This is a genomic window from Nocardia sp. CA-107356 (assembly GCF_050946365.1).
Classification (GTDB): domain Bacteria; phylum Actinomycetota; class Actinomycetes; order Mycobacteriales; family Mycobacteriaceae; genus Nocardia.
On record NZ_CP191992.1, the window covers coordinates 1,528,386 to 1,547,707 of the forward strand.

Here is a 19,322-nt window from a genome sequence, read left to right on the forward strand (position 1 = left end):
CGCGCTTAGGTGACCTCGACGGAGCGAGTTTTACGAGCGGCCCGTTCGTGGCCCGTCTCGCGTCCGAGTTGTCGAAGCGTATGCGGCGAAGGCGCGAGTCTCGACGGCTCGGACGCGAGACACCAGGGGGCCGCGAACACGCCGCGCCGAAGGCGCGGCCAAATTATTGAGTCTGTCGGTGCGATCGCCTACGGTTTCGCGGCATGCGGATGCTGCACACCTCGGACTGGCACATCGGGCGCACATTCCATGGAGTCGATCTGCTCGCCGATCAGGCCGCCGCGCTCGCGGCCATTGCCGAAGTAGTGGCCGCGGAATCCGTCGAGGTCGTCGTGTTGCCGGGGGACGTGTACGACCGATCCATTCCCAGTGCCGACGCGATCGCGGTGTGTATCCAGGGCTTCGAGGCCATCCGCGCGGCCGGGGCACAGATCATCGCGACCTCGGGCAATCACGATTCACCGACGCGGCTCGGTGCCGGTGCGAGTTTCGCGGCGGCGGGTGGGCTGCATCTGCGCACCACTGTCGCCGATGCCGGTCGGCCGGTGCTGTTATCCGATGAGTACGGTGCGATCGCTTTCTACGGCATCCCATATCTGGAGCCGGAGATCACCCGTGCCGAACTCGGTGTGCCGCAAGCACGTTCGCATGCGGAGATCCTGGACGCGGCGATGAACCGGATCCGGGCCGATATCGCCGAACGGCCCGGAATTCGCACGGTGGTGCTCGCCCACGCGTTCGTAGTCGGCGGCGAGGCGACCGGTTCCGAGCGTTCGATCTCGGTCGGCGGTGTGGAGACCGTGCCGGTATCGGCATTCGACGGCATCGACTACGTGGCGCTCGGGCATCTGCATTCACCCCAGACGCTGTCGGGGTCCGTGCGCTATTCCGGCTCCCCGCTGCCGTATTCGTTCGCCGAGACCTCACACCGCAAGGCGGTCTGGCTCGTCGATCTGGACGACACCGGCCTGCACTCGGTGCGCCGCCGCGACCTGCCGCTCGTGCGCGGCCTGAGCCGCCTCACCGACACCCTCGATGAATTGCTCAGTGCCGCCGCCTACTCCGAGGCGGAGCAACACTACGTCTCGGCCACGCTGACCGACTACGCCCGCCCCGTCGATGCCATGCGCAAACTGCGCGAACGCTTTCCGCATGCCGTACACGTGGAATGGTCACGCCCAGACGGCAACCCGGAGCTGCGCTACCGTGAGCGTGTGCACGGCCGCGGCGATACCGAAGTAGCGCAGAGCTTTCTGACCGACGTCCGCGGCGAACCCACCGCGGGCGAATTGGCCTGGCTGGAACGAGCACTCGCCGCCGCGGTCGCCGAACCCGACCGGGTCGTTGCCACGGTGGAAACCCTGACCGGGGAACTGTCCGCATGAGCGACCGTCGATCGGCGCATGCGGTGTCCACAGCGCCGATGACGCTTGCCGGGAACGCCGAATGAGGCTGCACCGGCTGGAGATGACCGCATTCGGCCCGTTCGCCGAGACCACGGTTGTCGACTTCGACGCGCTCGGGGCGGATGGGCTGTTTCTGTTGCATGGGCAGACCGGGGCCGGGAAGACGACGGTGCTGGACGCCATCGCGTTCGCGCTGTACGGCAGTGTGCCGGGCGCGCGTGGCGAGAGTAAGCGGTTGCACTCCGATCATGCCGATGAGCAGACACCGCCGCGCGTGCTGCTGGAGGCGACGCTGGGGGGCCGACGAGTGCGGCTGACGCGCTCGCCGGAATTCCAGCGACCGAGTAAGCGGGCCAAGAGCGGCCGGGTGAAGGAGAATGCCACCGCGACATTGGAATGGTTGGACGGTCGCGGTGCGAACCTCGCTCGCCTGACCGATATCGGGGACGAGATCATCCGGCTGCTGGGAATGAGCGCGGACCAGTTCTTCCAAGTTGTGCTGCTGCCGCAGGGTGATTTCGCGCGGTTCCTGCGCGCGGAGAACGAGGAGCGGGAGAAGCTGCTCGAAAAGCTCTTCGACACCGAGCGATTCGGCAGCGCCGAGCAGTGGCTGGCCGATAGGCGTCGTGCCTCGGCCGCCGAGGTGGAGTCCCGCAAGCAGGGTATCGATCGGTTGATCGCACAGGTGGCGGTGGCCGCCGGGGAGGCGGCGGCCGAATCCGTCGGACCGCTGGAGGCGGTCAGCTGGTCGCAGGATCTGCTCGCGACCGCGCGCGCCGCCCTCACCACGACCGCTGCGGAAGCCGAACGCTGCCAACAGGAATCGGTGCGCACCAGGTCCCTTGCCGAGGAACAACGCCGCCTGCACGAACTGCGCCGCCGGATGGCCGCCGCCCGGCAGCGGCTCGACGAATACGCGGCCACCGCCGACCACCGTGCCGACCTGCAGGCCGAACTCGAACTCGCGCGCCGCGCCGCGCCGGTCGCCGAGGCGATCGATGAGGCCCGCACCGCGGTTGTGTACGCCCGGCGCAAGGACGACGAAACTCACCGCATCGCAACGCGATTGGCCGCGCTGCTGGCCGAGCCAGCGGGCGCGGACGTCGCGGGTAATGAACTCATCGCCGTCGAACCCGGCTCGGACGGATCGCCGACCATCGCCGTCGCCGCTGATATCGACGCGGCGATCCGACGGTGGAGCGCCCAGATCGGCGCACTCGACGAGGTGAGCGCCGACGCGACCACAGCGACCCGGCTCACCTCCGAACTGGCCACGCTGCGCGACGAGGACGCCGCACTGACCGGCCGCGTGGACAAACTGACCCGATTGCGTCGGCAACTGCCCGAGTCGATCGCCACCATCGAGGCCAGGCTGCGCGAAACCACCGAGGCCGCAGCCACATTGCCCGCCCTGACCGCCGAATGTGAACGGCTGCAAACGGCCGCGGCGGCCGCCGTCGAACTCGCCGGTCGCAGGACAACTCTCGACCGCGCCCGCGTCGAATTCGAATCCGCCCGCGCCGCACACCTCGACGCCAAGGAACGGGTCCTCGAACTACGCGAGCGCAGGTTGGCCGGGATGGCCGCCGAACTCGCCGGTCAATTGACCGCCGGACTGCCCTGCACGGTATGCGGATCCGCCGATCATCCCGCGCCGGCCCGCCCGGCACCGAGCGCGGTATCGAAGGATGCCGAGGACGCGGCCGCCGCCGGCGAACGCGCCGCCGAAGATGCCCGCGACCGAGTGCTGGCCCGAATCACCGCTCTGGAACGCGAAATCGAAGCACTCTTGGCCCGTGGCGGCGATGCCGACCGCGTCGAACTGGCCGGCGCCCTGCGCGCCGCCACCGACCGCTACGAAGACGCCGCCGAACTCGCCACCCTCTCCGAGAGCCTCACCGCCGAACTGTCCCGCCTGCGCCGCGATGAAACTTGCCTGCACGACGAACTCCGCGAATCCGACACCCGCCGCAGTACCGTCACCACTCGCATCGCCGCCGCCACCGCCCGCCTCACCGAACTCACCGACCGCCTGCGTGCCGCCGCTGGTGCCGATAACACCATCGACCACCGCCGCGCCCGGCTCGATACTCTGATCGGCGACGCGACCGCCCTGCGCGAAGCCCGCAACGATGCATCGGCCGCCGCCGAGCAGGTCACCGTAATCGCCGACCGCATCGAAAGCCTCGCATTGGCAGCAGGTTTCGTCGTCGAACAAACTTCCGACGCCGACCGCGGTGGCGCACCGGGCGCCGGTCCAGCGCCGAGCCGGATCGCCGATCCGAATGCTGCTGGAGCCGTCGATGCCGGTGCCGCTCACCCGGACAGTGCGGCTGCTGGTCGAGCGCTGGCTCATCGCGTCGCCGATGGTGCGGTCGTCGCCGACGATTCGGACGCTTCGCGGGGCGCGGCCGCCCGGACGGCGGAGATGGTCTGTGCGCCGCGCGACGACGTCGCCCTTTTGACGGCTTATGCGCGGGTGGTTACCGCCGCCTCGCGAACAGCGCAGCGGCAGCAGGAAATCGAGGCGGACTTGGTCGCTGCCGACCGGGCTCGCGCAGCCGCTGAAGCCGTACTGGCCGAACCGGAGATCCGAGCCGCGGCATCGACTGCACCCGGCGATCTCGACGAGTTGGAAACCGCGGTGGCCGCCGCGCAAACCCAGTTGAACACCGCGGTCGCCGCACACGCCGAGGCCACTCGGCGGGTCAACCAGCTGGAAGACCTGGGTGGTCAACTATGGGCCGCCGTCGACCGCATCGCCCCGGTCCAGCGTGCGCACGAGGAGTTGGCGGGGCTCGCGGAGGTGGTGGCGGGTCGCGGTGAGAACAACCGTCGAATGTCGCTGCGCTCCTATGTGCTGGCAGCCCGGCTCGAGGAGGTTGCGCTGGCGGGTTCGGTTCGCATGCGCCGAATGTCGGGCGGGCGCTACGAATTCGTACACTCCGACAAGGCGGGCACACACGGCCGTCGCGGCGGCCTCGGCCTCGACATCCGCGACGACTACACCGGTGCCATCCGCCCCGCCAAAACCCTCTCCGGCGGCGAAACATTCATGGCCGCACTGTCATTGGCCCTCGGCCTGGCCGATACCGTTGCAGCCGAATCCGGCGGCGTAGTCCTCGACACCATTTTCATCGACGAGGGTTTCGGTGGCCTCGATGCCGACACCCTCGACGCGGTCATGGGCGTCCTCGACGAACTCCGCGCGGGCGGCCGCGTGGTCGGCGTGGTCAGCCACGTCGATGAAATGCGCCAGCGCATCCCGAGCCGCCTGCACGTCATCCGCGGGCGCGCTGGCTCCCAACTCCGCACCACCGTCGCCTGAGTCGACCGGGTACGTGCTGATCATCGAGTGAAAAGGGTAACGGTCCCGCTGGCAGGACCGGTGCAGGTCCGGCAACCGCTCTCGGTGACGGCGCGGTTCCGGTGTACTGGTCGGTCCGGACGATTGTCACAACACCGTTCGCGCCCACCATAGGGGGTTTGTGGCGGATTTCCGCTAGCGCCCGGTGCGGGTTACTGCCATTGTGGATCACGTGACGATCACGGCTTTGGATTTCGAGCGCTGCTATCGGGCGGTGTCGACCCGGGATTCCCGATTCGACGGCCAGTTCTTCACCGCGGTGCGAACTACCGGAATCTATTGCCGCCCTTCATGTCCGGCTATCACGCCGAAGCCGACGAATGTGACGTTCCTGCCGACGGCGGCGGCCGCGCAACAGGCCGGATACCGGGCCTGCCGCCGCTGCCTGCCCGATGCCGCACCCGGTTCGCCGCTGTGGAACACCCGCGCCGACCTGGCCGCACGGGCCATGCGGCTGATCGGCGACGGCGTCATCGAGCGCGGTGGCGTACCCGCATTGGCCGCCACACTCGGCTATTCGCAGCGCCAGTTGACCAGGGTGCTCACCACCGAACTCGGAGCCGGTCCGCTGGCGCTGGCAAGGGCGCATCGCGCGCATACCGCGCGGCTGCTCATCCAGACCACGAATATGCCGATGTCCGATATCGCCTTCGCGGCGGGATTCGCCAGCATCCGCCAGTTCAACGACACCGTCCGCGAGGTGTTCGCGGTAAGCCCGACCACCATGCGCACCGAGGCGCAGCGGATGTCCCGCTCCGGAAATCACGCCGTGCCCGCCACCAACGGTTCGCTGACGCTGCGACTGCCATTTCGGGAACCGCTGGATCGGGCCTGGTTGGAGTGGTTCCTCTCCTCACACGTCGCGCCGGGCGTGGAGCTGTGGGAGGACCGCGCCTACACCCGCAGCCTGCGCACCCCGCACGGGCACGCGACGACGCGACTGAGTTTCCAGCGCGATCACATGCGCGCCGAACTGTCCCTGCACGATATGCGCGACCTCGCGCCGACCGTCGCGCGACTGCGGCACCTGCTGGATCTGGATGCCGACCCGGTCGGCATCGATGAGGCGCTCGGCGTGGTGCCAGCCGACACCGATGTCGCCGTGACCTCCGCGCGCGATCTCCCGGATGCCGGTGCGGCACCGGCCAACCATCCCTTCAATGTGGGCGCGACCGGCACCCGCCGTACCACCGCGCGACCGCCGTTCACCCCCGGTATCCGGGTGCCCGGATGCCTCGACGGCCCAGAGTTATTGCTGCGCACCATGATCGGACAGCAGATCTCGATATCGGCGGCCGCGACCCATACCGCCAGGCTGGTCGATGCACTCGGCGAGTCGATCGACGGACCGGTCACGCGGCTGTTCCCCACCCCGGCCACGATCGCCGAGCGCGGGGCCGAGGTGCTGACCGGTCCGGCGCGCCGGATCCGCTCGATTATCGGCGTCGCCTCGGCTCTCGCGGCCGGTGACCTGGTGCTGCACCAGGGCCGCACCGCCACCGACTTGCGCCGCGAACTGCTGGCCTTGGATGGGGTCGGACCGTGGACGGCCGATTACGTGACCATGCGGCTGCTGGCCGATCCGGATGTCCTGTTGGACACCGATCTCGTTGTCCGCCAAGGCGCCACCCTCTTGGGCGTGGATCTTTCCGATACCGCGCGCTGGGCGCCGTGGCGTTCGTATCTGTCCATGCACCTGTGGAAGGCCGCGCTCGCCGGTCGCAAAGCCATGCCACCGAAGTCGCCCGCGACGAAGTCTGTCGCCGGACCGAAAGCGAGGACCGAATTGTGAATGCGCCGACCACAACCGATTTCGCGACGCAGAACACCCCGATCGGCCCGTTCACCGCGCTGGTCGACGCCGAGGGCGCCGTACTGGCCTCCGGCTGGACCGCCGACGCCGAGAACCTACGGCAACTGATTCACCCCAGCCTGCGCCCGGACCAGGTGCGCGAACGGGACGAACTCGGCGCGGTAACCCGCGCGATCGCCGCCTACCACCGCGGCGAACTGACCTCGATCGATGCGATCCAGGTGCGCCAGCGATCCGGCGAATTCCTCATGCACGCATGGGAAGTGCTGCGCAAGATCCCCGCGGGCGACCCGGTCACCTACACCGAATACGCCGCGATCTCCGGACGTCCGGACGCGACCCGCGCCGCCGCCAACGCCTGTGCCCGCAATGCCGCGGCGCTTTTCGTCCCATGCCATCGGGTCCTGCGCATCGGCGGAGCGCTCGGCGGTTTCCGCTGGGGGCTGCCGGTCAAACGCTGGCTCTTGGATCACGAAGGCGGAAAAGCCCAGTTGACCATCGAATAGTCCCGCATCGGACCGGGTTTCGGTCGGTGGCGGATCGACCCGCACTCAGCAGCAGCGGTTCTGCGGGTTGTTATCCGCATCGGCATGGCGTCGACGCCAGTACTCGCGTTCGGACGGTATCTCACATCCGGGATGGTTGCGCTGCAGATGGTCCACATAGTGCTGGTAGTCGTGGCCGCCGAGGACCGCGTTGAACCACGATCCGAGCGCGCGAATCCATGCCACACCCGCATTTGCGGCGGTCCGCAGACGCCCGATGGCGACCGGTCGAGGCGACCGGCCGTCATCGGGCTGTACCGCTGCGGTCAATGTGCCGCTTCCGCCGCCGCGCCTTTGGCATGTGCGGCGCCCGGTGCGCGGACCTGCCCCGATTCGATCAGTGCAGCCCATTCCTTCTGCACCGCTTTCTCTTCCGAGGTGGCGATGAATCCGCGCGGTGCGAAGATCTTCGACGGTTCGTCCGGCGATTCGGTGCTCGGTCCGCCGCCCGCGCGCCAGGCCCGGAAACAGACCACCGCCCCGACGACCGCGACGATCAGCACCAGTACCGCGAAGATGACCGACAAACTGCCCTGGATGAACGTGTTGCGCACGATCTTGTCCATATCGTCGGCATTCTTGGCGGGGGCGAGCAGCTTCCCAGCGTCACGGGCCGCGGCGAAGTTACTGTGCTGCTTCCAATAGCCGATCTTCGGATCCGCGGAGAAGATCTTTTGCCAGGACGCGGTCATCGTCACCAGCAGATCCCAAATCAGTGGAAGTGCGGGAATCCACGCCCACTTCGTCAGGCCCTTCTTGATCAGAATGGTCAGTACCACGGTGAGCGCGATCGCGGCCAGCAGCTGGTTGGAGATGCCGAACAGCGGGAACAGCGTGTAGATCCCGCCGAGCGGATCAGTGACACCCATCAGCAGCACCGAACCCCAGGCCGCGACCACCACGGCCGAGCAGAGCCAGGCGCCGGGCCGCCACGACGGATCCTTGAACTTCTTCGCCGGGCCGCCGAGATTGCCGAGCGAATCCGAGAGCATGAAGCGCGCGACACGGGTACCTGCGTCGATGGTGGTGAGGATGAACAGCGCCTCGAACATGATCGCGAAGTGGTACCAGAACGCCTTCAGTCCGGAACCGCCCAGGAACTGCGACATCACCTCCGACATGCCGACCGCCAGCGTCGGCGCACCACCGGTGCGCGAGATGATGCTGGTCTCGCCGACATCCTTCGCGGTCTGGGTGAGCTCACCCGGCGTAATCGGATTACCACTCAGGCCAAGGGAATTGGTGTAGGCGGCGGCCTTCTCTGCGGTGCCGCCGGTGAGCCCGGCGCCCGCGTTCATCGCGAAGTACAGGTGCTGGTCGATGATGCTTGCGGTGATGATCGCCATGACCGCGACGAACGACTCCATCAGCATGCCGCCGTAACCGATCATCCGCGCATGCGACTGCTTCTCCAGCAGTTTGGGCGTGGTGCCGGAGGAGACGAGTGCGTGGAAACCCGACAGCGCGCCACAGGCGATGGTGATGAACAGGAACGGAAACAGGCTGCCCGCGAAGGAAGGACCGTTGCTGTTGTTGGCGAACTGCGACACCGCGGGCGCCTTCAGCACCGGCATGGTGATCACGATGCCGATGGCGAGCAGGCCGATCGTGCCGATCTTCATGAAGGTCGACAGATAGTCGCGCGGTGCGAGCAGCAGCCACACCGGCAGGATCGAGGCGATGAAACCGTAGATGATCAGCAGCCAGGCGATGGTCGTGCCCGAGAGTGTGAACAGGTCACGGCCCCAACCGGATTCGGAGACCCAGCGGCCGGAGATGATGGCCAGCAGCAGCAGTGCGAAGCCGATGGCCGAGATCTCGCCGACCTTGCCCGGCCGGGCAAAGCGCAGATACAGGCCCATGAACAGCGCGATCGGGATGGTCATGCCGATGGAGAACACACCCCAGGGGCTGCCACCGTGCAGTGCACCGTCGGGACCCTTGACCGCGGCCAGCGCCTGTACGACCACGATGCCGAGCACCGCGAGCAGGATCATCATGATCACCAGCACGGCGATGATCGCGGCGACGCCGCCGATCGGCCCGAGTTCGTCGCGGGCCATCTGCCCGAGGCTGCGACCGCGACGTTTGGTAGAGGCCCAGAGCACCAGATAGTCCTGCACCGCACCGGCGAAGACCACGCCGACGATGATCCAGATGGTGCCGGGCAGGTAACCCATTTGCGCGGCGAGGACCGGTCCGACCAGCGGCCCGGCACCGGCGATGGCGGCGAAATGGTGCCCGAAGAGCACCCGCCGGTCCATCGGCATGTAGTCCTTGCCGTTCTCCATGGCCTCGGCGGGAGTGGCCACATCGTCGCGCGGCCGGGTGATCTTGTATTCGATCAGCCTGGCGTAGAACTGGTAGGCGGTCACATAGGTACAGACCGCCGCGATCACGATCCACACCGCGTTGACATTCTCACCGCGCGCGATGGCGACGATGGCCCAGGCGATCGCGCCGACGACCGCGATCGCCCCGAAGATCGCCTTCTTCCGTGGCGTGATCGGCGACCGATCGACCACCCCGACGGGCGGCAGATCGGGATCCGTCCGCAAATATTCGATTGTCGCCATCCGTCTACTCTCCTGTAAAACGCGCAGGATCCTGCTGAAACACGTGACAACGTATCCGATTGGTGACGACGAATGGGGCCGTTTTCCTTCGGCTTTGGACAACGTTAAGTTTTGTTCGTGTGTCGGCCGTCACCTCGGCGTTGCCGAACGTATGCTGCCATGCGATTCCGCCAAGCTCCACATCCGCATGGAGGAGGGCCTCGTTGCGCAGGCGCACGCTGCTCGGCTCGGTGCTGGCCGCGCCGCTGCTCGCCGCCACCGGCTGCGGATCCGCGGACGACGCGCTCACTTTCTTCTTTCAGGCCAGGCCGGAGGAGGCGCGGGTCCGGCTGAAGATCATCGACGAGTTCCAGAAGCGGCACCCGGACATCCGAATTCGCACCATCATGTCCGGGCCCGACCCACTGCAGCAGATGCTCACCTACTGCGCGGGCGGCAAATGTCCGGACGTCATGATGGCGTGGGAGTTGCTGTACGCCGGACTCGCCGACCGCGGAGTGCTGCTGGATCTGCGGACCCTGCTCGATCGGGAGCCCGAATACGCCGCGGCACTGCGGGCCGACAGCTATCCGACGCTGTACGACACCTTCACCTACGCCGGTGGGCAGTACGCACTGCCGGAACAGTGGTCGGGAGTGTTTCTGTACTACAACAGAAAGCTGTTCGCCGAAGCCGGGCTGAGTGCACCGGCTCGGTGGTGCGAGGCCTGGTCGTTCGCCGAATTCCTCGATGCCGCACGGGCACTCACGCGCCGTGATCGGTCTGGCCGGACCCAGCAGTGGGGCTTTGCCGACGCGTGGGTGCCGTACTTCTCTGCCGCCTGCTTCGGTATGAACAACGGGGCGGAATGGTTCACGCCACCGGTGGAACCGACCATGACCAATCTCAATGATCCCCGGTTCGCCGAGGGGTTCCAGTTCTATGCCGATCTCGCCATTCGCCAGCGGGTAGCGCCGAAAATCGCTGATCAGCAGTCGGTTTCGGCGCCGGATCTGTTCCGACGTGGGCGGGCCGCCATGGCGATGGGCGGGCATTGGCTGTACTCCGAATTCGCCGGACATGAGGATGTGCCCATCGATGTCACGGTGCTGCCGGTCGGGCCGCACGGTGGCCCCGGGGCGATCACCGATGTCGGCAGCACCGGCTTGTCGATCGCCGCGGACAGTCCGCGCATCGAACAGGCCTGGGAATTCGTCAAATTCGCGACCGGCCCGGTGGGTCAGGCCATCATCGCGGCCTCCGGATTGTTCGTGCCCGTCCTGAAATCCGCAATGGGCTCGCCCGGATTCGCGGCCGTCCACCGCGAGATAGGCAACCTCCGGGTATTCACCGAGGGGCCGGAGAATTCGCGCGCGCTACCGGTAACTCCGGTATGGGGCAAGGTCTCCGCATTGCTGGAGCGCGGCGGCAACCGCGTACTACGCGGCGCCGCCACCGCGAACTCGCTGAGCGACTCCCTGACCGCCGATATCAACACCCTCCTGGAATCCCCATGACCCCAGCACAATTGCGCGTCCCGACTGGCACATGGCTGCGAAAGACCGTGCGCAGGCGCCGCGATGGTGTGGCACTCGGCGTACCGCATGAGCGGGGGCGGCTGGCGCGGCGGCGGGAGCGGGCGGGATGGGTGTTCGTGGCACCGAATATGGCGGCGGTGCTGGTGTTCATGCTGTTTCCGCTGGGGGTTTCGCTGTATCTGAGTCTGCAGTCGTGGGATCTGTTCAGTCCGCCGCGGTTCGTGGGGGCGGCGAACTATCGGCGGCTGTTCGCATCGGATCCGTTGTTCCTCATCGCATTGCGCAATACCGCGGTGTTCACTGTGCTCACACTGGTGCCGACAGTGGTGATCGGATCGGCGGTCGCGGCGGTGCTCAATCGGAAGTTGGCCGGTATCGGTTTCTTCCGGACCATCGCGTTCCTGCCGCTGGTCGCCTCGACCGTCGCCATGGCGGTGGTGTGGCGCTTCATCTTCACCACCGATGACGGGCTGCTCAACATCATGCTCGGCTGGGTCGGCATCGAACCGGTGCCGTGGCTGACCGATCCGGATTGGGCGCTGATATCGCTGAGCATCGTGACAGTCTGGAAGAGCGTGCCTTTCGGGACCGTCATCCTGCTGGCGGCGATGCAGGGGGTGCCCGAAACGCTGTACGAGGCGGCGCGCATCGATGGGGCGGGCGCGCTGCGGCGGTTCTGGTCGATCACCGTGCCATTGATTCGCGGGCCGCTGTCGTTCGTCTTCGTCATCACCATTATCAACTCGGTCCAGGCCTTCGATCAGGCCTACGCGCTGACCGGTAGCAACGGTGGGCCGGAGACCGGGACCTATCTGCTCGGAATCATGTTGTTCCAGAACGCTTTCGGGTTCTACGAGATCGGCTATGCGGCGGCGCTGGCCTGGGTGATCTTCGCGATTCTGCTGGTGCTGACACTGGTGCAATTGCGGTTCGCGCGGCGGGCGGAGGTGCAGTTGTGAATACGTCCGAGATGGTGCGGCGGTCGCTTGCGGTGCGGTGCATCGCTGGTACGCCCGCTGTGGGCGGCGCGCGAGTTCGGGTGGAGCGGGCGATCCTGCGCCGAACAGCGCGTGGCGTCCTGATCTATATGGCACTCATCGCCGTCGCCTGGTGCGCGCTGGGGCCGATCCTGTGGGCGGTGTCGGGTTCGCTGAAGCGCGACGGCGAGATCACCGAGCCGACACTGGTTCCCGTGTGCCCGCAGTGGTCCAACTACGGGAAGGTCTTCGAACTACTGCCGCTGGGACGGATGTTGGCCAACACCGCTTTTTACGCATTGTGTGTAACGGCGGGACAGCTCTTTTTCTGCTCTCTTGCGGGATATGCGTTCGCGCGCTTGCAATTTCGTGGACGCGACGTGCTGTTCCTCGCATATCTCGGCACGCTGATGGTGCCGCTGACCGTCACGGTGATCCCGCAATTCCTGCTGATGCGTGCGTTCGGCTGGGTGGACACACCATGGGCGATGATCGTCCCCGGCCTGTTCGGCAGCGCATTCGGCACCTATCTGATGCGTCAGTTCTTCCGAACTCTGCCCGCCGAACTCGAGGAAGCGGCGATCGTGGACGGGTGCACCACCTGGCAGGTGTTCTGGCGAGTGTTGTTGCCGCACACCCGTCCCGCGCTCATGGTGCTCGGCGTGCTCACCTGGATCACCGTCTGGAACGACTTCCTATGGCCGCTGATCATGATCCAACGCAACGACATTGCCACCGCCACACTGGGTTTGGTTCGGTTGCAGGGGCAGTACTACACGCAATGGCCGATCCTGATGGCCACGGCCGTTGTCATTCTGCTGCCGTTGGTTGTGGTCTATGCGATCGCGCAACGCGCTTTTGTGCGCGGCATCGCGGCATCGGGTCTCGGTGGTCGTTGACGGTCACCGCAGCCGACCGCTGCACCGCAATGCCGCGCGCCTCATCGACTTACTCGCCCCAGTAGGTGCCGAAACTCCAAAGGTTGCCCTCGGGGTCGCGGACGGTGAAGCCGCGCGAACCGTAGTCCTCGTCACGCAGGCCGCGCACCACCTCCGCGCCCGCGGCGACGGCGCGGTCGTGCAGAGCATCGGGGTCCTCGCAGACGAGGTAGATCGAGTCGGTGCCCGGCCCCCGCTCGCAGAACGGGTTATCGCCCTTGCCGATGGAACTGAACATGATTCCGCCGCCGAGTGGCCAGCGCAGCTGACCGTGCTCGATGAACGACGGATCGTCTTCCCTGGCATAGAGTGCGGCCTCCTCGAGGCCGAAGGCACTGGTCAGAAAGGCAACCGCCGCCCGGGCGTCGGTGAAGTTGAGGCACGGCCATACGGCGGTGCGGGTCGCTGTGGTCTGTGCTGAATCCGGTGTGGTCATGGCTCCAGCCTCACCCGCCGGACCCCTGCGGGTCTTGGACGGATGGAATCTCCTGCGCCAGCCAGATGGTCGGGCTGCAACCGGCCAGCTCCGCGAAATCGCGGTTCAGGTGGGCCTGGTCGTAATATCCGCAGGTCGCGGCCACCTGAGCGATCGTCACGTAGGACGGCGTGCGGCCGATCATCCGCCTGGCTCGTTCGAATCGGGCGATTCGGGCGGCGAGCTTCGGGCTGAGACCGAACTCCGCGCCAAAGCGCCGGGCCAGATGCTGGCGGCTCCAGCCGATATCCTCGGCGAGCAGACCGATCTGCGCCGCACCGTCGGTGTCGACCAAAGTCCGCCAGGCCCAAGTCAATTCGGGCGCTACCACGCGGTCGTGGCAGGCCAGTGCGGTCAATATCCGGTCGCAGGCGGCGAAGCGGTCGGGCCAGGTGGTCAGCTCCTGCAGTTGCTCCCACAGCTGACGCCCGACCGGCCCGGTCACCTCGGCGCACTCGACCGAGGTGTTCCAGAGCGCGCTCGCGGGCATTCCGAACAGGGCCCGGCTGCCGAGCGGCGTCAGCTCGATGCCGATCCCTTCCTGATACCCGTTGTGTGCGATGACCGCCGAACTCGCCTGCAACCCGCTCAGCACACAGCGGTAGTCCTGCGGCGACTGCCGCGAATCAGTCTGTGCGACAACATCGATACTCGGCCCGACGGACACGATAAAAGTCATATGACGCGACGGCAGCCCCCGATGCAGTCCGGGCTCGAACCCGCACAGTCGATACCCGACGTACCCATCGATGAACGCCGCGAGTGCCGGTGCCGGACGTGCCGTCACCACTTCGGTGGTCGGCTCCACGTCCGCCAACGCTACGCCGGCCGGCGGCTACTGCACGATCAGTTGGGTGGCGACGTTGATGTGGCGGGGCGGTGAGATATCGCACTCGGGTCGAGAGCGTGCTGTGAGATGGCGTCGCATCCGGTTACCGTTACCGCTTCTAACGTTCTTGGAGGTGTTATGCGGCGGGTGCAATACCAGCGCAGCGGTGGTCCGGAGGTACTCGAGGTCGTATCGGCCGAGGTGCCGACGCCCGGCCCGGGTGAACTGCTGGTCCGGGTCGAGGCGGTTGGTGTGACCCTGCCGGTGGTCCGCAAGGTGCGTGAACCGCGGGAGCCGATCGCGCTCGGCGGCGAGATCGCGGGTGAGGTGGTCGCGGTCGGGGATGGCGTCACCAGCTGCATGCCCGGCTACCGTGTGACCGGTCTGGTCTTCGGCCACGGCTACGCCGATTACGCACTGCTCTCCCAGGCGATGGCCTCCCCGATTCCGGACGGCGCCTCGGCCGTCGACGCCGTCACGCTGGTTCGCAGCGGTTTGGTGGCGCTCGGGGCGCTCGACGCCGCGAACCCGAAGCCAGGTGAATCGGCCCTGATCACCGCCGCCGCCAGCGGTGTCGGCCACCTTGCCCTGCAGTTGGCGCGCGTGCGCGGCGCTTCGCGTGTGGTCGCCGCGGTCTCCGATCTCGCCAAGGCCGAGTTCCTGCGCGACCTCGGTGCCGACGAAGTGGTTGCCTACGACCACGAATCCTGGGGCGACCCAGTCGATTACGTCCTCGACGCGGTCGGCGGCGACCTCCTCACCCCGGCCATCGCGGCTGTGGCCCCAGGCGGCCGACTCGTCGCCTACAGCTCCGGCGGCGGCACCATCCAGGCTTACGACCTGCTCGTCGGCGCCAAATCGGTGATCGGCTTCCAGATGGCACGCATCGCCCGAAACTCCCCGGACCTATATGAAGACTGGCGCCAAGAACTCTGGCAATACTTCGCCTCCGGCCAACTCCGCCCCGCCGTCCACGCGCAGTTCCCCCTGGAAGAAGCCGCCGAGGCGCACACCGTCATCGAAGACCGCTCGAACCTCGGCAAGGTCATCCTGATCCCCTGACGCCGTCAGCGAGCGTCGGGATGAGTGACCGGCGAGAGCGTCACCAGATCCTCGAGTCCTACGAAGTCTGCCGGGTTGACGGTGAACAAGGGCAGCCGGTGCACGGAGGCTACTGTCGCGATCATCAGATCGATCCTGCGCGGCTTCGGATTTCGCCCGGCTGCGAGCACCGCCGCGACGACATGGCCATAGCGGCGTGCCGCGCGAGCATCGAACGGCAGCGGCTCGAACAAAGCCTCCGCGTTTTGCACACGTTCGATACGTCGGGCGCGTTCGCCCGGATCTGGTGTGAAATGCGGTCCGGCGGTGAGCTCTGCCATCGTCATCGAGCTGATGAAGATCTCGGCTGGCAACTCGTCGGGGTCGACGGCGTCGATCAGGATCAAGACATTGGTATCAACCAGGCCCCGCTCATGGACGGCGTTCACGAATCGGTTCCGGGCGCGAACTCGCCTCGGCGGTGGGCACGGTCATAAGGGTCGTACAACGAGTCGTCTACGACGTAGTTGTCGTCGCCGTTCGACAGACCCGCGAATGCGGCGAGCACATCGGCACGAGGCACCGCAGTGCGTCGTCGCGCGTGGCGGTGTGGCACCAAATCGGCGACCGCGGTGCCATCGACCGTGACGGTGTACGACTTTCCGGCTCGGACCTCGCGCAGGATTCGGCTGGCCTCGTTGCGGAGTTCGCGCTGCGGGATCTCTGGCAGTTCGGCGGGGATTCCCATGACTACCAGCATATCGACACTGTCTACGGTTATGCTACGGATGCGCTACGGCCATCTGGGCGGTCGCAGTGACCGATGGTTCGCGAGCTGTCGTCCTGCCCGCTCGGCCGCTGCGGAACGCCGACGTCAGGCCGCGTAGACTCTGCTTCTCGTGAGTCTCACCCTCGGAATCGTCGGCCTGCCCAACGTCGGAAAGTCGACGCTGTTCAATGCGCTGACCAAGAACGACGTGCTGGCGGCGAACTACCCGTTCGCGACCATCGAGCCGAACGTCGGGGTGGTTCCGCTGCCCGACCCGCGGCTGGACACGCTGGCCGAGATCTTCAGCTCCCAGCGCATCCTGCCCGCCGTGGTGTCGTTCGTCGATATCGCGGGCATCGTCAAGGGCGCCTCCGAGGGCGCCGGACTCGGCAACAAATTCCTCGCCAACATTCGCGAAGCCGATGCCATCTGCCAGGTGGTACGGGTCTTCGCCGATGACGACGTGGTGCACGTCGACGGCCGGGTCGACCCGATGGCCGATATCGAGGTGATCGAGACCGAGCTGATCATCGCCGATATGCAGACCCTGGAGAAGGCGATCCCGCGCCTCGAAAAGGAAGCCAAGGTCAAGAAGGACCGCAAGCCGCTGCTCGACGCGGCCAAGGCCGCCCAAGAAGTCCTCGACAGCGGCAAAACGCTCTTCTCTGCGCGCGCCGAGCTGGATGGCGAACTGCTGAAAGAGCTTTCGCTGCTCACCAGCAAGCCGTTCCTCTACGTTTTCAACGCCGACGAGTCGGTGCTCACCGACGAGGCGAAGGTCGCCGAACTGAAAGCCGCTGTCACACCGGCAGATGCGGTCTTCCTCGACGCCAAGGTCGAAGCCGAACTCCTGGAACTCGACGACGAATCCGCCTTGGAACTCCTCGAATCCATCGGCCAATCCGAACCCGGCCTCCACGCCCTGGCCCGCACCGGCTTCCACACCTTGGGCCTGCAGACCTACCTCACCGCCGGTCCGAAAGAGGCCCGCGCCTGGACAATCCACCAGGGCGACACCGCCCCCAAAGCCGCCGGCGTCATCCACACCGATTTCGAACGCGGCTTCATCAAGGCCGAAGTAGTAGCCTTCGACGACCTGGTAGCCGCAGGTTCCATGTCCGCCGCCAAAGCCGCGGGCAAGGTCCGCATGGAAGGCAAGGATTACGTCATGTCCGACGGCGACGTAGTCGAGTTCCGCTTCAACGTATAGCGGTTCGGCCGCGGCGAAGCAGTAGCGCGCGAGGCCGACTCGCAGCTGGTAGAGACTTTGCCGAGCCCCCATCCGGAGATCCGGGTGGGGGCTCGGTCGTTTCGCCGGCGCCGTGCGATGGCCGGTTCGGTCAGCGTGGTGCGGTGCGCCTCAGGCGGTCATCGCAACACGCCTTCGGCATTGCGATACTGGAACCGGCCAGGTCGTTTACGGGCCCGACCTTTCGATCCTCATCCAAGACGTGTGACCACGACGACGGACCGGAGAAGGGGTTGATCGACATGACGTCGCGGAATCGACCGAACATCGTCTTCATGCTGCTCGACAACGTCGGCTGGGGCGACTGGGGATGTTACGGCGGCCAGACGCCCACTCCACGCATCGACGCCCTCGCAGCGGAGGGCACCAGGCTCACCAACTACACCGTCGAGCCACAATGCACCCCGACCCGTTCGGCCATCCTCACCGGGCGCCTACCGGTGCGATCGGGAACTACGCAGGTGCCGTTGTTGCCGAAACCCTACGGCTTGTGCACGTGGGAATACACCCTGGCCGATCTGCTGTCCGACGCAGGCTACGCGACGGCCGCCTACGGGAAATGGCACCTCGGCGCGACCGCGGGCCGGCTGCCGACCGATCAGGGCTTCGACGAGTGGTGGGGACTGAAGAACACCACCGACGAGGCCGGCTATACCGGGTACGTCGCATACCGGGAGCTACTCGACAGCGGATTCCCCCTGCCCTTGGCAATCGGTATGGGAGTCGGCGAATCCCCCAAACTCTGGGAGGCCAGAAAGGGCGGGCAGGCCGAGGCGACCGGCGACCTCGACCTGGAAGTCCGCCCATACCTGGACGAGAAGATCGTCGAGCGGGCCACGGAATACATTGCGCGGCAGGCGACAGCGAACCGGCCGTTCTTCACCTATATCGGCTTCACACACATCCACCCGCCCGAGCGGGTGCACCCGGAATTCGACCGGACGGCACCGCACCGGCTCGGCCTCTACGCCGACATCATCGCCGAGATAGACCATCGCGTGGGCCAGGTCCTCGATGCCATCGACCACGCCGGTATCGCCGACAACACGATCGTCATACTCACCAGCGACAACGCCACAGGCGGAGTCCTCAGCGTCCCAGGCGGTTCGAACGGACCCTGGCGAGGCAACTTCTTCACCCCACCCTACGAGGGCTCCTACCGGGTACCGGCCATCATCCGCTGGCCAGGCCACGTGCCCGCCGGACGCGTGAGCAACGACATGCTGGCCGGCCTCGACTGGCTGCCGACCTTGGCCGGCATGCTCGGCGAATCCGGCCGCGTCCCCGACGACAGGCCCATCGACGGCCTCGACGCCTCGGCGTTCTTGACCGGCCACACCGAGAAGTCACCACGCAGGTACGCCATGTTGTTCGGGCTCGACGACCAGCTGATGTCGGTCAAGGTGGACTACGGCAAAGTCGTGTTCCGCTACGCCGAAGGAATAGACAAACCCGTCGTCGAACCGTACTTCCCCCAGGTGTTCGACCTCAGCAGCGATCCGCACGAAAACTACAACCTGGTCGACACCAGAATGGACTGCACCTGGATATTGTTCCTGGCCGGCGCAGTCATCGCGGACTACCAGAAAAGCATCGAGCAGTACCGCAACATCGAGACAGGAGAAGATTTCACCGGCTACTGACATCCCACATCGCCGCCGAGAACGACCTCCGCGTCCTCCCCGACGGAATCACCCCGTGGTCACCCGACTAAGCCCGGAAAAGCCGGCTACTCCCCGAATTCGGCACGCCACTCGGCAAGCACCCACGGTCCAGGCAAGGCACTCGCACACAGCGGTGGTCGGCCTGCGGGCTCATGG

16 protein-coding genes are annotated in these 19,322 nt (G+C 66.5%); 10 read left to right on the forward strand and 6 right to left on the reverse strand.

The window, feature by feature from the left end; all coding sequences use genetic code 11:
* Positions 1 to 203: 203 nt before the first annotated feature.
* From ACQP1G_RS07045 to ACQP1G_RS07060, 4 genes are all read left to right on the forward strand, one after another.
* A complete protein-coding gene (locus tag ACQP1G_RS07045) occupies positions 204 to 1,385 on the forward strand; it encodes an exonuclease SbcCD subunit D (RefSeq protein WP_433199689.1) in 1,182 nt (393 codons plus the stop codon).
* Between the two features lie 61 nt (positions 1,386 to 1,446).
* Entirely contained in the window at positions 1,447 to 4,734 is a 3,288-nt protein-coding gene (locus tag ACQP1G_RS07050) for an AAA family ATPase (RefSeq protein ID WP_433199692.1), read from the forward strand.
* A 202-nt stretch (positions 4,735 to 4,936) separates the two neighbouring features.
* Entirely contained in the window at positions 4,937 to 6,565 is a 1,629-nt protein-coding gene (locus tag ACQP1G_RS07055; protein ID WP_433199695.1) for a DNA-3-methyladenine glycosylase 2 family protein, read from the forward strand.
* Positions 6,562 to 7,092 (forward strand): methylated-DNA--[protein]-cysteine S-methyltransferase, encoded by a 531-nt coding sequence (locus ACQP1G_RS07060; RefSeq protein WP_433199697.1) that lies wholly within the window; start codon positions 6,562 to 6,564, stop codon positions 7,090 to 7,092. Before ACQP1G_RS07055 ends, ACQP1G_RS07060 begins: the two co-directional genes overlap by 4 nt.
* Before the next feature lie 45 nt (positions 7,093 to 7,137).
* Here ACQP1G_RS07060 and ACQP1G_RS07065 read toward each other — a convergent pair whose 3' ends face one another.
* Positions 7,138 to 7,401, reverse strand: coding sequence for a YbdD/YjiX family protein (locus ACQP1G_RS07065; RefSeq protein ID WP_433199700.1), 264 nt, complete (start codon positions 7,399 to 7,401; stop codon positions 7,138 to 7,140).
* The gene (locus tag ACQP1G_RS07070) at positions 7,398 to 9,707 is read right to left on the reverse strand and encodes a carbon starvation CstA family protein (protein ID WP_433199703.1); all 2,310 of its coding nucleotides are present in this window, start codon (positions 9,705 to 9,707) and stop codon (positions 7,398 to 7,400) included. The genes ACQP1G_RS07065 and ACQP1G_RS07070 overlap by 4 nt, the downstream gene beginning before the upstream one ends.
* Before the next feature lie 203 nt (positions 9,708 to 9,910).
* Here ACQP1G_RS07070 and ACQP1G_RS07075 point away from each other — a divergent pair, with 203 nt between their 5' ends.
* The 3 genes from ACQP1G_RS07075 (at position 9,911) to ACQP1G_RS07085 (ending at position 13,100) form a co-directional block, all read left to right on the forward strand.
* Complete coding sequence (locus ACQP1G_RS07075) at positions 9,911 to 11,203, forward strand: ABC transporter substrate-binding protein (RefSeq protein WP_433199706.1); 1,293 nt, start codon at positions 9,911 to 9,913, stop codon at positions 11,201 to 11,203.
* A 101-nt stretch (positions 11,204 to 11,304) separates the two neighbouring features.
* Positions 11,305 to 12,183 carry a carbohydrate ABC transporter permease gene (locus tag ACQP1G_RS07080; RefSeq protein ID WP_433208243.1) on the forward strand — a complete coding sequence of 293 codons (879 nt, stop codon included), beginning with the start codon at positions 11,305 to 11,307 and terminating at the stop codon, positions 12,181 to 12,183.
* A 128-nt stretch (positions 12,184 to 12,311) separates the two neighbouring features.
* The gene (locus ACQP1G_RS07085) at positions 12,312 to 13,100 is read left to right on the forward strand and encodes a carbohydrate ABC transporter permease (RefSeq protein WP_433208246.1); all 789 of its coding nucleotides are present in this window, start codon (positions 12,312 to 12,314) and stop codon (positions 13,098 to 13,100) included.
* Between the two features lie 49 nt (positions 13,101 to 13,149).
* On the opposite strand, the gene ACQP1G_RS07090 is transcribed toward ACQP1G_RS07085, so the two are convergent.
* On the reverse strand, positions 13,150 to 13,575 hold the full coding sequence (locus tag ACQP1G_RS07090) for a VOC family protein (RefSeq protein ID WP_433199709.1): 426 nt from the start codon (positions 13,573 to 13,575) through the stop codon (positions 13,150 to 13,152).
* Positions 13,576 to 13,585: 10 nt separating this feature from the next.
* A complete protein-coding gene (locus ACQP1G_RS07095) occupies positions 13,586 to 14,422 on the reverse strand; it encodes a helix-turn-helix domain-containing protein (protein WP_433199712.1) in 837 nt (278 codons plus the stop codon).
* Between the two features lie 159 nt (positions 14,423 to 14,581).
* Between ACQP1G_RS07095 and ACQP1G_RS07100 the strand changes: the two genes are divergently transcribed.
* Positions 14,582 to 15,505: a quinone oxidoreductase family protein gene (locus ACQP1G_RS07100; RefSeq protein WP_433199715.1), complete on the forward strand. Its 924-nt coding sequence runs from the start codon at positions 14,582 to 14,584 to the stop codon at positions 15,503 to 15,505.
* Positions 15,506 to 15,510: 5 nt separating this feature from the next.
* Here ACQP1G_RS07100 and ACQP1G_RS07105 read toward each other — a convergent pair whose 3' ends face one another.
* Positions 15,511 to 15,933 carry a type II toxin-antitoxin system VapC family toxin gene (locus ACQP1G_RS07105; protein WP_433199718.1) on the reverse strand — a complete coding sequence of 141 codons (423 nt, stop codon included), beginning with the start codon at positions 15,931 to 15,933 and terminating at the stop codon, positions 15,511 to 15,513.
* On the reverse strand, positions 15,930 to 16,244 hold the full coding sequence (locus tag ACQP1G_RS07110; protein ID WP_433199721.1) for a type II toxin-antitoxin system Phd/YefM family antitoxin: 315 nt from the start codon (positions 16,242 to 16,244) through the stop codon (positions 15,930 to 15,932). The genes ACQP1G_RS07105 and ACQP1G_RS07110 overlap by 4 nt, the downstream gene beginning before the upstream one ends.
* A 139-nt stretch (positions 16,245 to 16,383) precedes the next feature.
* On the opposite strand from ACQP1G_RS07110, the gene ychF reads away from it, so the two are divergent.
* The gene (gene ychF / locus ACQP1G_RS07115; RefSeq protein WP_433199724.1) at positions 16,384 to 17,463 is read left to right on the forward strand and encodes a redox-regulated ATPase YchF; all 1,080 of its coding nucleotides are present in this window, start codon (positions 16,384 to 16,386) and stop codon (positions 17,461 to 17,463) included.
* A gap of 281 nt (positions 17,464 to 17,744) precedes the next feature.
* Positions 17,745 to 19,145 carry an arylsulfatase gene (locus ACQP1G_RS07120; protein ID WP_433199727.1) on the forward strand — a complete coding sequence of 467 codons (1,401 nt, stop codon included), beginning with the start codon at positions 17,745 to 17,747 and terminating at the stop codon, positions 19,143 to 19,145.
* Positions 19,146 to 19,322 lie beyond the last annotated feature (177 nt).